General features: G+C 33.9%; 10 protein-coding genes and 2 pseudogenes. 5 read left to right on the top strand and 7 right to left on the bottom strand.

What is annotated here, in order from left to right:
- Positions 1 to 474 precede the first annotated feature (474 nt).
- From HMPREF0106_RS10495 to HMPREF0106_RS10510, 4 genes are all read left to right on the top strand, one after another.
- Entirely contained in the window at positions 475 to 831 is a 357-nt protein-coding gene (locus HMPREF0106_RS10495; RefSeq protein WP_007557662.1) for a plasmid mobilization protein, read from the top strand.
- A 433-nt stretch (positions 832 to 1,264) separates the two neighbouring features.
- Positions 1,265 to 2,827 (top strand): relaxase/mobilization nuclease domain-containing protein, encoded by a 1,563-nt coding sequence (locus HMPREF0106_RS10500; protein ID WP_007559083.1) that lies wholly within the window; start codon positions 1,265 to 1,267, stop codon positions 2,825 to 2,827.
- A gap of 16 nt (positions 2,828 to 2,843) precedes the next feature.
- Positions 2,844 to 3,467 carry a ParA family protein gene (locus tag HMPREF0106_RS10505; RefSeq protein ID WP_004295355.1) on the top strand — a complete coding sequence of 208 codons (624 nt, stop codon included), beginning with the start codon at positions 2,844 to 2,846 and terminating at the stop codon, positions 3,465 to 3,467.
- Positions 3,468 to 3,525: 58 nt separating this feature from the next.
- Positions 3,526 to 3,960, top strand: coding sequence for a hypothetical protein (locus HMPREF0106_RS10510; RefSeq protein ID WP_007557648.1), 435 nt, complete (start codon positions 3,526 to 3,528; stop codon positions 3,958 to 3,960).
- Positions 3,961 to 4,048: 88 nt separating this feature from the next.
- Here HMPREF0106_RS10510 and HMPREF0106_RS10515 read toward each other — a convergent pair whose 3' ends face one another.
- From HMPREF0106_RS10515 to HMPREF0106_RS10530, 5 genes and pseudogenes are all read right to left on the bottom strand, one after another.
- Positions 4,049 to 4,771 (bottom strand): TetR/AcrR family transcriptional regulator, encoded by a 723-nt coding sequence (locus HMPREF0106_RS10515; protein WP_007559082.1) that lies wholly within the window; start codon positions 4,769 to 4,771, stop codon positions 4,049 to 4,051.
- 2 nt (positions 4,772 to 4,773) lie between these two features.
- Positions 4,774 to 5,529 (bottom strand): annotated as a pseudogene (locus tag HMPREF0106_RS10520) (aminotransferase class I/II-fold pyridoxal phosphate-dependent enzyme); the annotation flags it as partial.
- Between the two features lie 38 nt (positions 5,530 to 5,567).
- Positions 5,568 to 6,476, bottom strand: a complete 909-nt coding sequence (locus tag HMPREF0106_RS10525; protein WP_005807145.1) for an IS1595-like element ISBbi1 family transposase — start codon at positions 6,474 to 6,476, stop codon at positions 5,568 to 5,570.
- A 19-nt stretch (positions 6,477 to 6,495) separates the two neighbouring features.
- Positions 6,496 to 7,095, bottom strand: coding sequence for an exonuclease domain-containing protein (locus tag HMPREF0106_RS25445; RefSeq protein WP_050427871.1), 600 nt, complete (start codon positions 7,093 to 7,095; stop codon positions 6,496 to 6,498).
- 192 nt (positions 7,096 to 7,287) lie between these two features.
- Positions 7,288 to 8,454, bottom strand: coding sequence for a tetracycline-inactivating monooxygenase Tet(X2) (locus tag HMPREF0106_RS10530; protein ID WP_008651082.1), 1,167 nt, complete (start codon positions 8,452 to 8,454; stop codon positions 7,288 to 7,290).
- A gap of 357 nt (positions 8,455 to 8,811) precedes the next feature.
- Here HMPREF0106_RS10530 and ere(D) point away from each other — a divergent pair, with 357 nt between their 5' ends.
- Positions 8,812 to 10,038 carry an EreD family erythromycin esterase gene (gene ere(D) / locus HMPREF0106_RS10535; RefSeq protein ID WP_009040233.1) on the top strand — a complete coding sequence of 409 codons (1,227 nt, stop codon included), beginning with the start codon at positions 8,812 to 8,814 and terminating at the stop codon, positions 10,036 to 10,038.
- Positions 10,039 to 10,238: 200 nt separating this feature from the next.
- Here ere(D) and HMPREF0106_RS10540 read toward each other — a convergent pair whose 3' ends face one another.
- Both HMPREF0106_RS10540 and HMPREF0106_RS27860 read right to left on the bottom strand, forming a co-directional pair.
- Complete coding sequence (locus HMPREF0106_RS10540; protein ID WP_003013318.1) at positions 10,239 to 11,102, bottom strand: aminoglycoside 6-adenylyltransferase AadS; 864 nt, start codon at positions 11,100 to 11,102, stop codon at positions 10,239 to 10,241.
- Positions 11,103 to 11,476: 374 nt separating this feature from the next.
- Positions 11,477 to 11,671: pseudogene (locus tag HMPREF0106_RS27860) on the bottom strand (hypothetical protein).
- Between the last annotated feature and the right edge of the window lie 90 nt (positions 11,672 to 11,761).

The following is an 11,761-nucleotide window of genomic DNA, read 5'->3' as shown; positions in this document are numbered from 1 at the left end:
TGATTAACACGCTTCACTTCCAGAGTTCCAGAAAGAGCCACACGAAAAATCTTCTTTTCCCTAAAGTTCCTTGTGTCGTTTCTCTCTATACTTGAATACAGGAAAACGGCTGCATCATAAAAGAAAAGACACCGACACCATTCAGGAACTACCGCCCATCGGTAAAAGGATTGCATCTAATTGATACCTTTTCTGCCTGCACTGGAGAGAAACCGGGAAGGTATTTGATACCGTACTTTTCCGGGTTCTGCCCGGCATGGACGATAAGAGAACATTATTATGATACCAAAAAAACTTATCTAATTGTATTTTTTTCCCTTTTGTTTGGGAGGGTGTTTAGTAATTTATATATTTGCGTTTGTAGAAATTAATAGCAAGATGTGTTTTTGTGGACACAAAAACCAAATCTTGCCTGATAAATCAGGAGTTTAGCCCCCTCGCAACTTGGGGGCATATATTATTTAGTATCATAGTATGAAAGCAAATAAAAGAGATAGAATAGTGAAAGTTCGCTTAACGAATTTAGAATATGAAGAACTAACTAAAGCTTCTAAATCTAGCAAATGTATGTCAGATTATTTTAGACAGAGAGTCTTTAGGAAAGGAGTTGGTCTTATTGACCCTAAAGAATTTATTCGTTCGATGGATGAAATTTGTTTGGAAATGAAACGTATAGGAAATAATATAAATCAGTTGGCTAGGTATGTAAATATTCATAAGGAAGAAGTTAATCAAGAGGTTCTTAATGAGGTAGAAAAGAAAATGGCAGACTATGTAATTATGCAAGATAAATTGAATGTTACTTGGCGTAAGTTGATGTCAATCAAATAATATATGTATATATAATATTTATATATATAATTTTAGTGATAAAGACAGCGTTACTATTTCTTTTCCCTAAAGTTCCTTGTGTCGTTTCTCTCTATACCTGAATACAGGAAAACGGCTGCATCATAAAAGAAAAGACACCGACACCATTCAGGAACTACCGCCCATCGGCAAAAGGATTGCATCTAATTGATACCTTTTCTGCCTGCACTGGAGAGAAACCGGGAAGGTATTTGATACCGTACTTTTCCGGGTTCTGCCCGGCATGGACGAAGAGAAAACATTATTATGATACCAAAAACTTTAGGGGAAAATATTATATATATAAATAATATATGAATATATAATATTTGTATATTTATTGTATGAATAAATTATATTGAAATATTCTTTTATTGAATATTTGTTTGTATATTTGCGGTGTGAAGTTATAAATATGGTAGTAGTAGTTTTAAAAGCGGCAACTTCTTTCGCTGGTATTGATTATAATGAGCGAAAGAATGAGGAAGGCAAGAGTGAACTTCTTGTTGCAGAAAATTTTGCTATGAATCCAGATAATTTGAAGAAGTCGGATTATATAGCTTATATGGAATCTGTCTGTAGGACTAATCCAGCGGTCAAGGCAAAACAATTTCATGCAGTGATTTCATGTAAGGGGCGTGAATATTCGGCAGAGGATTTGAAAAATGTAGCTTTGCAATATATAAATAAAATGGGTTATGGAAATAATCCTTATATGATATATTTTCATTCTGATACAGAAAATAATCATGTACATATTGTTTCTACACGAGTACAGAAGAACGGACAGAAGGTAAAAGATAATATGGAAGCTGTGCGCTCACAGAAAGTCATAAATCAAATAATGAATGTTGATTTAGCTTTGAAGGCTAAAGATGATATTTCAAAATACATGGAGTTTTCTTTTTCTACAGTGCAGCAATATAAGTTGTTACTTGAACAATCAGGATGGAAATTAAGAGAAAAGGATGGATTATTAATTTTGTATAAGGGTGGTGAAAAGCACGCTTCAATTCAATTAGAGCAGATAAAAGATAAAGCTAAACAATATACACCTGATGAAGAAAGAAGAAAACAGATAACAGCTCTTTTATTTAAATATAAGCAAGGACTTTCCTATACAGAACTTCAAACTTTGATGAAAGATAAGTTTGGTATAAATTTAGTCTTTCATACAGGAAAAGGACATACTAAACCTTATGGATATACATTAATTGATTATAGAAATAAGAGAGTTTTGAAAGGTGGGGAAGTTATGGATTTGAAGGAACTTTTAGTAGAGCCTAATAAACAAGCAAAAGTTGAACACTGTAATAGTATAATTAATCTTCTTTTGAAAGATGGAACAAAATATACAATGGATAGTTTCAAGAAATTAATGTTAGATTACGGTTATAGGTTTTCAATGAATGGCACAATATTTATAAATGGTGATGATAAGGCTTTATTGGTTCTTGATAAAAAACTGTTGAAAGAACTTAGATATAATAGCAGAGTGTATGAAGCAAATAAATTTAATGTTGCTACACTTAAAGAAGCCGAGTTGTTAAGTAGAATTTATCATGTGAAAAAAGATGATATTTTGATTCAAGAGCATATGGATAAAAAAAATACTGTCTATACTGATATGATAAATAGTTATTTGGCTCATAGTTCAGATTTACATTCTACATTAAGAGAAAAAGGAATTCTTTTTGTTGAAGATGATAATTTAGTTTATCTAATAGATAAAAAGAATAAAGTAATCGTAAGTACTGATGATTTAGGAATCAATATTATAAAAGATGGCTATAGTAAAGATAGGATTACTCTAGTTACTCTTGATAAGATGGAAAGAATAAATGTTGAACAAGATTCAGAACTGGCAAGGGGATTTAATCTGATTGATGCTATTTGTGATATTCTTAGCCAGCATATAAATGTACAGCAAGATAAATCTCCTAATAGGAAAAAGAAAAGAGGACAGCAACAAAATTAATAAATATAAGTAAGATATGATAATATTATTTGGGAATCAGAAAGGCGGTTGTGGTAAAACGACTAATTGCATACAATTTGCCAACTATCTAGTAGAAAAAGGAAAAGAAGTTCTAGTATTGGATTTAGATTTTCAGCGTTCATTATCGGATAGAAGAAAAGAAGATATTGCGACCTATGATAATGAACCTAAATATGAGGTTATACAAACCGATATATCTAATGTTGCTAAAATTATTAGTGATTTTACTAAGGTTGAGCAAGGAAATCTATTAATAGATTTGCCTGGTAAGATTGATGATGATGCTCTGGGAACTATTCTTAAAGCTGCGGATATAATAATATGCCCATTTAAATACGATAAATTTACAATGGATAGTACAGGTTTTTTTATCCAAGTGTTACAGTATTTAAATGTAAAAGCTAAAATATTCTTTTTACCTAACAATATGAGAACTGCGGTAAGATATGAAACAAAAGAACAGGTAGTTGATATTCTTAAGCAAGTTGGTTTTGTTACAGATGAAATACCAGCTTCTGTTGCTATGGAACGTATAAATACATTAGCAATTAGTAATGAGTGTATTGATAAGGTGAAGAATGCTTATGATTATATCATTCAAGAAGGAGCAATAAAATAAAATATTCTTTTAATAGATATTTGTTATAAAGTTATTCATTTATTGTATATATTTGCACATGGCTGATAAATTAAGGAAAAAGCAAAATGAAGGTATTTCTAGTGTTCTGGAAATAGCTAAAATGATAAGAGGTGAAGAATTGCATGGGAGTAGTATAAATGAAGCTCCTATTCAAGAAGCTAAATATGAAGTTGAAGAGGAGAAAGAACCACTTCATGTAGAAATGGAAACAACTTCTTCGGAAGTTTTTAATTTTAATGGCTCTAGTGAAATGGATTTGACGGACTTATTAGAGTACATTAAAGGAAAAAATTATAATTGCAAGGAAGTTCTATATGTTGATACAGATGTAAAAGAGGTGTTTGGGTTGCTCAAAGCTAAAGCCAAAATACCTATTTCATCTTTAGTTTCGTTTATTTTGGAAGATTGGTTAACTAAACACCGTAGCGACATAAGTTCTTTGATTAAGCAAAAAAAGAACCGTTTTCTTTAGTACAGAAAAAGGGTCGTTTTGTGAAACAAAAGATTTTTGGTTAGGCTATAGACCCGTCCAATGGGTTTTTCCTCATTGGACGGATATTTTAGATAGAAACAATAATTTCTTTAGGGATTCCTGTATAATATGCTATTTTTTCTACAGGAATATTATCTTCTCTCATTTTTATTATAATATCAATATTTTCTTTAGTAATAGAAGAAGGTATAAACGTAAATAAAATGTCTGACAATTTGCTTATAGCCTTAATAACTTTTTGTTTGTCAGATTCTTTTTTTAAGTCTATTTCACTGAAAGTTGAAAGTTTATCATGCAAAATAAGATAATATATTCCTCCTATTATTAGTGCAGATATAGTTACAATGTCAATATCTGTATTGGAGAATATGTTTGAGAATTTTTGGCATAAAGGTAACGTGTGCAATTCCCGTAGTTGAGCGGTACGTTGACTAGTTTCATTGTTATTAGCTAGTTCCCATTTTAGAAGTTCTTGCATGATTTTATTTTCTGATAAAGATTGAAATAAACCTACAAGAATGTTCATATATAGTGCTTTATCGTTACTAGATTGTTTTTGTGATTTTACAATATCGCTAAACCAATAGTCGTATTTTTTTACATACTCGTCAATGAACTTATTCAAATCATCATATCTGTTATAGAATTGTACAGGCTCAATTTCAGCTTGTCGCATAATACCTGTAACTGTTAGATTAGAAAATCCTTCAGTTTCAATTAAATGGGTTGCCGCATTAATAATGCTTTCCTTTATGTCTTTGGCACTTCTTCGCTTTCTCCTTTCTTTCATTATTATTTTATTTTTATGTTCTTATTTATATCATTAAGAGTATTGACTAAAGATTCTAATTGTTCAAGTTTATGCGTGGCAAGAACGCTGACCCTTAATCTTGCTTCTTTGGTTCTTACAGCCGGATATACAATTCCAATTGTAAAGATACCTTTTTCTTGCAACATTTTAGCAATTTCGTAAACCTTTTTATTATCTCTTATCATAATAGGAAAAATAGGGGAAACAGATTTTCCTATGTCGAACCCTTCTTCTTTCAACCGTTTTCTAAGATAGTTCGTATTTTCCCAAAGTTTGGTTCTTATTTGTGGTTCTTTTTTTATAATCTCTAAAGCTTTTAGTATGGATGCTGTGACTTGTGGGGTAGGGGCTGCTGAAAACACATTGCTGTCCGCATAAAATTTCAAGTATTGTATTATCTTCTTCGAAGCTGCTGCAAATCCCCCTACGCAACCAAATGACTTGCTGAATGTGCCAGTAATAATATCAATTTGACCTAAACAGTTATAGTATTCAGCTGTTCCTCTGCCATTGGCTCCCATTACTCCTATTCCATGTGCATCATCTAACATCAGCATGGTTTCATAAGTCTTGCAAAGAGTAATAATTTCCGGAAGTAAAGACAAATCCCCATCCTGGGAATATACACCATCTATTATTACAAGTTTAGTTTGATATTGCCCTTTGACTTCTTTTAGTACCTTCTCCAAATATTCTAGGTCGTTATGCCCAATTCGTTTTATACCTAAAATCCGCAGGTAGTTAATTAGGATGTTTAAAGATTCTGATTATCCGTTTATGCACCTGTTATATTCGCAATTACTAGTCTGTCAAAGAGTTTGTCTCCAAAATACCGTCTGTTTAATTTGTAAATAAACTCGTTGAGATACAACTGTAAGTATTTCCTTTTGATTTTATGGTAGTTGCCCAGCAATGTCCGTTTTGCATTACTGATTGCGATATGCACCCATTTGAGTGTTTCCTTGGTGGTTTTGGCGTCTGATTTCTCGGTGACGTGCAATTCCACCAGATCGGAGATGTCAACGTAAGAAGTGCTTTTGTCCGAAAATACGATGGCATCATCCTCCATGCAGTCCCTGACCACGCCGTTGATTCCTTCACTTTGATGGCTATCCAGTACCCTGGCCTTGAAATAACGCACATGCTTCTCCTTTTTGCCCGTTTCGATATCTTCCAACGGGGTGCTTTCGGCCATCACCGCAACGTTCTGCTTTCCCTCGGCTCCCCGGCCACGTGTACCCTTGCCTCGCTCGATTTCCTTACTGGCCACCGAAAAGTAACCCTCATCCAGTTCTATCATCCCTTCCAGTGTATACCTTGCATCCCGGTTGCCCATCGCCCTGCGGAGTTTGTGTACCATCGCCCATACCGGTTCGTAACGCTTCAATCCTAATTGCTTCTGGAGTTCGTTGGTGGAGAATCCCTTTTTTGTGCAACTCATCAGGAACATCGTTTTGTACCACACCAGAAACGGCAGCTTGGAGCTCTCCATGATCGTACCGCTGCGCAACGAGGTGCGGAAACGGCAACCTTTGCATTCATAACTCCATTTACCCTGTAACCAATAATGGGAAGTGCCCCCGCATCGCTTGCAGACAACCCCTTCCTTATCACGCTGCTCCTTGAAATGCAAACGACAATCTTCCTCCGAACCGAAATGAGCCGTAAAACTGAATATGTTCATAATCCCTGCTTTTTGAGCGCTAATATACTAAAAATATTAGGTGTGTTTGCGGAGAATCAGATAGATTTTTCAAAACACTCAAGTCCATACTCGCATTATGAAAAATTAATAAATTAGATGAAAGATATTTAGAAAGTTCGTCTTCCCATAATTCTTGAAAATTAAGGGAAAATTCTACATCTTCATATGAAATTCCGTGTATTGAAGTATGAGTTTTTAAAAACTTTTCTGATTTTGGTGGATTTATATAGTGTTTTGTCGAATAAACTATTGTGTCATTTTTCACGAAGCATAATCCGATTGCACAAGCACTTAATCTACTGTTATTTGCTGTCTCAAAGTCAATAGCAATAAAATCAAATTTATTTTCAAAGTACTCAGGGAATGTATGAGGATTTTTAAATTGATTGAATTTCAATTTTTGCAAAATCGCTTGTTCGTATTGAGGTTTTACTTTATAACCAACTTGTTTTGCTTTTTTTAGCCAAGGTTCAAGAATATAGTTTGGTGTATTTTCGATAAAATTATAGAATAGAAATTCATTGTTTGTTTCAGGATTTATTCCCGAAACTTCCATTTCAATTTGATTTTTTGGTTTAGGTTTAAAAAAGTTAAACATAGTTCATTTTGTATAATTCAGACGAGTTTTGGTGTAATATGGCATATAACGTTTGGCAAATTGGCGATGGAGCCGACTTTTAGCACAAATGTTGAATAGAATTACTAATCTTCAACATTGCACAAAAGTTCAATAGAAGTACTTCACCGGCTCTATTGCCAATTTGTTTGTTATGTGCCGTTTTATTCCATTTTATACATTTAACAATTGCTGAAACGTAAAGTCGGGTTTAAACATTTCAATTTCGTTTTGAGTTGATTCTTCTTGTGCTTCTTTGCCATAGATAAACATTTGCTGTTCATAATTTTTAACAGCCTCTTCAATGCTATTAAATTTTCCATCGGCTAGATTATCAGACAATATCAAGGCATCCACCAACCCACTATTTACTCCCTGCCCTGCAAAAGGCGGCATCAAATGTGCGGCATCCCCAATCATTGTTATGGGTAATGGGCGCTTGCTTTTCCAAGGCTTTTCTAAAGGAAATATCCGTGTAGCCAATCCTACAAATGACAACGTCGTATGAATCAATTCTTTGTAGCGTTCGTCCCAATCGGAAAATTCTTTCAGAAGAAAATCAACGACACTATTTCTGTTTTGAAAATCTACCTGCGTTTGGTTTTTCCATTCATCAGGTGTTTTAAAACTTATTCCAAAATGCAATGCACCATTATTATTGGGGTTAGCAAATAATAAATTACCTTGGTGAGATGCCATTAGCCGGTTTCCATTGCATAGCTGAAAAAATCCAGGACAGTTTATCTCTGGTTGATGAATATCGGCTTGTATATTGAAAGTACCTGTTTCTTCAACTTCCGTGTCGGTAACAAATTTTCTTACCTTGGACATCCCGCCATTGGCAAGAATAACCAAATCTGCTGTTTCACTCGGTTTATTCTCAAAAGTTAGTGTCCACTTCTTCTTACCAGGTTCAAGCATAACAAGTTTTCTATCCCAAATAACCGTGTCGTTTTCTAAACTATTCAACAAGATAGCCCTTAAGTCATTTCTGTTTATTTCAGGATTGTCAAATCGATTTTCGGGCTTTACATTTTTTGTGGATAAAATATTGCCTTTTTCATCAGCAATATTTACACCCATTGGTAAGGCTAAGTCATAATAAGTTTGTAACAATCCCGCTTTTTTCATTGCTTCCTGACCTGAACCTTTGTGTAGGTCAAGGGTTCCACCAAAAATTCTTGCCTCTCGGTCGTTGTCTCTTTCGTAAACTGAAACGTCTATGCCGTTTTGCTGTAATAATTTTGCCATAGTCAGTCCAACGGGTCCACCACCAATTATTGCAACGTTCTTATCACTAAGTAAATTCATTTGTTTGTCTGTATCTATTCGCATTGTCATTCAAAAATGGCACATAACGGGAAACGCATTGGCGAAGTGGCGGATAAATTGGACAAAAAGTTCAATTTAGCGAGAACGTAGCCGATGTGTTTCCACAGAGCTAACTTACAAATAAAAAGCGAATGTGGAACACATTCGGCGGAATAAAATGCAGAAACTTTCAATTTAGCACTTAACCTGCCATTTTGCCAATGCGATGTTATGTGAAGGAATTTTTAGTATCTTTGTATTCAAATAATTCACATTTTATGTATTTCAGCAAGCCTTGGTAATTAAAAATTAAAGTAAATTATTAAATCGTCTTTTTGAGACGGTTGCTATTTGGTACGTTAATTTTTAATTTAAAATAAGGTAATAATGAAAAATATAAAACCCTTAACTTTTCCGTTTAATTCGGAAAATAATACATCCATAAAACAAAGTCTTTTTCGATTTCGAGAATATTTTGATTCTTCTACAATTGTTGGTTTAGGCGAAAACGCACATTTCATAAAAGAGTTTTTTACATTCAGGCATCAAGTTATTGAGTTTTTAGTAACTGAATGTGATTTTGACACCTTGGCATTTGAGTTTGGTTTTTCTGAAGGATTAGAAGTTGATAAGTGGATAAAATCACAAATTCCATTCGACGATTTGGATAAGTTACTGTCACACTTTTATTATCCAAATGAGTTTAAAGATACTTTGCTATGGCTTCGTCGGTATAATCAAGACAATAATAATCAAATTACCTTTTTAGGTGTGGATATTCCTAAAAATGGAGGTTCTTATTTTCCAAACTTTCGTATTGTATCTGATTATTTGCAAAGACTTTCAATCGTTTCTTCTGATGTCTTACAGAAGATTTTAAATCTTGCTGAGAAATTTGATTTCTATTCGACTTCTCAGCTTGCGTTAAATTTATCGCTTTTTGATGAAGCTGAACATAATGAATTAAAAGCATTGCTATTAAAAGTTTACATTCGTTTGATTACTCTTCAACCAAAATTAGAAAGTTTAGAATTTCAATCGATAGTTCATCAAGTTAAAGGCTTGATTTATATGAATTATAATGCTGATGCTATGGAAAGTTTCATTACTGAAAGGGGAATTGAAGGAGATATGGGAGCAAAAGACCAGTATATGGCAGAAAGCATTGATTGGTTTTTGAAAAATTCACTTGGTAAAAAGATTATTTTGGTTGCCCACAATGCTCACATTCAAAAAACTCCGGTAGATTTTGATGGATTTATTAGTTGTTATCCAATGGGGCAAAGACTTTCGATGACTTTTGGAGAAAAATATAAAGCATTTGCAATAACTAATCTACGTGGAGAAACTGCGGCATTGTATCCTGATAATGATTATCAATTTGGCTTTAGGGTTGATAAATTTCCACTTGATTTTCCAGAGTCGGATTCTGTTGAATTTATTATGCAAGAATTTGGAGGAAAAGAATGCTGTTTACTAATGAACAGAAGTACGGAATTAAAAAATTGTAATAAGATTCGATTTGATTCGATGTGCCTAAAAACTGAAATAGAAGAAGCTTTTGACGGAATTTTTCTAATAGAAAAATCAACTGTTTCAGAAGTAGTGGATTGAGAATTTATAAATTTAATTTCGAAACGGCACTTTCTTTTTGGAGGTGCCGTTTTATTCTTTCACATAACGTGCCGCGTATTGGCGATGGGCGGGATTTTTAGCACTGAACTTTAATCGAAGAACAGAAGTTGAATTTTGCACTTCCGTTGATACGAAGCCGTTCAGCCCGCCTATTGCCAATACGATGTTGTACGACGTAGTTATGTTTTGGGTTTTAGTCCAGCTAAATATTTTCGTATGTCATTTTCTAATTTATCCGGGTATTTGTACTCTAATTTTTTTGACAATTCAGTTCCTATTTCTGAAACTAAATCAGTCATTGAAAATAGAGCAGTCCAATTTTCCTTTATATCGCTCCCTGAAAATGTTTGTTCTGTTTTAGCCCACATTTCCTGGTTAAGATACTTTTTGAAAAGCCGTCCATATTTATTGGTCGTTATGTTCCAATTGTGTTCACTTGCAATGTGCCATTCAATTAAAGGAATTAAATATTCTGTGCGAATAACGGTTTCCGACATAAATTTCGCATAGAATATTTCATCTCTCACAAGACACTTTGCCACGTAAGTTGTGTCCCACCAAAAATCGTTTATTAGATTTTGAAACTCTTTTTCAGACGGTTTTTTGATAATGGAAATTTGATAAGTTGGTTTCAGCATTTGCTTTGTAATACCATCTTTATCAATTAAAATTTTATAACCAATATCCCAATCTTCTGGTAATTCTTTCTCTTGCGTTTCCTTTATAAATTTTGATTTGCTGTAAAGTTTAAAATCTACTTTCACACCGTCTTCATAAAGTAGCATTTTCATTGCGTGTTTATGGTTAAAACAACTTTCGTCTTCTTCAATCATAGCAATTGGATTTCCGAATTTAAGCGTCCAGCTTTTGTCTGAAATGTAATTTGTATTATCCTCAAAAACAAATTCAATGTCTAAATCACTAAATTCGTCAACAAGTGCTAAAGGATTTACAAGTGAACTTGTCAGAAGAAGAACTCTTACATCTTCGTTTTTCTCCGACCATTCTATAATTGTTCTTAACTTTTCTTCTCTGACTTTCATTTTGTTTGGTTCGGTTTTACTATGTCGTACAACGGTTCTCAGCTATACGCAGGCAGGGATTTTAACCACTGAACTTCCTACGAAGAACTGAACTTTAAATTTACCACTTAACTGTCCTACGAAGCACGAAACCCCTGCTTGCGTATAGGTGATGTTATGCGGTCGGTTTTCATTTTCTCTTCTTTCTCGTTAATTTGTCAAGCAAAGTTACTAAATTTGCAGTCAAGCAATTTCAATTTTTGAATTATGTATTTCAGCAGACCTTGGACTTCTATCTAAGTGATAGGCAGTCCTGAAAATTCCAATCTCTTTTAGGTCAAGACAATTAGTCTATGGGTTTCGTGTACCGACTTTTTTGTAAAGGCGTTACGTTGTCATAGTTGCTCTGTCGGGTAATACTGTCTATTCACCCTCAAATCCGCAACTAAGCCCTTGAACGTCCTTATTGCGTTTACACGTCCTCTCATTACTGAATTTGCAGATAATTTGAACTTGAAGCACCCACTTCTGCCTACAATATCCCCTTACCCCACAATGTGACTTGAGGCAATACACAATATCATTCCCATAAGTTGTAGGCATTATCCAAAATCAGTCTGGAAAACATCTGCGTAAGCATTATTACAGGTATAGATGTTCAGCACATACCGCCTTGATGT

Origin of the sequence: Bacteroides sp. D22 (genome assembly GCF_000163675.1) — a bacterium.
In the GTDB taxonomy this organism is placed as follows: domain Bacteria; phylum Bacteroidota; class Bacteroidia; order Bacteroidales; family Bacteroidaceae; genus Bacteroides; species Bacteroides xylanisolvens.
This window is presented reverse-complemented; position numbering and strand designations above follow the sequence as displayed.

Excerpts from the sequence above, each read along its gene's own strand:
- HMPREF0106_RS10510 (WP_007557648.1), top strand. The coding sequence starts at position 3,526 with ATGGCTGATAAATTAAGGAAAAAGCAAAATGAAGGTATTTCTAGTGTT.
- HMPREF0106_RS10515 (WP_007559082.1), bottom strand. The coding sequence starts at position 4,771 with ATGAAAGAAAGGAGAAAGCGAAGAAGTGCCAAAGACATAAAGGAAAGC.
- HMPREF0106_RS10530 (WP_008651082.1), bottom strand. The coding sequence starts at position 8,454 with ATGACAATGCGAATAGATACAGACAAACAAATGAATTTACTTAGTGAT.
- HMPREF0106_RS10495 (WP_007557662.1), top strand. The coding sequence starts at position 475 with ATGAAAGCAAATAAAAGAGATAGAATAGTGAAAGTTCGCTTAACGAAT.
- HMPREF0106_RS10525 (WP_005807145.1), bottom strand. The coding sequence starts at position 6,476 with ATGAACATATTCAGTTTTACGGCTCATTTCGGTTCGGAGGAAGATTGT.
- HMPREF0106_RS10505 (WP_004295355.1), top strand. The coding sequence starts at position 2,844 with ATGATAATATTATTTGGGAATCAGAAAGGCGGTTGTGGTAAAACGACT.
- HMPREF0106_RS25445 (WP_050427871.1), bottom strand. The coding sequence starts at position 7,095 with ATGTTTAACTTTTTTAAACCTAAACCAAAAAATCAAATTGAAATGGAA.
- HMPREF0106_RS10540 (WP_003013318.1), bottom strand. The coding sequence starts at position 11,102 with ATGAAAGTCAGAGAAGAAAAGTTAAGAACAATTATAGAATGGTCGGAG.
- HMPREF0106_RS10500 (WP_007559083.1), top strand. The coding sequence starts at position 1,265 with ATGGTAGTAGTAGTTTTAAAAGCGGCAACTTCTTTCGCTGGTATTGAT.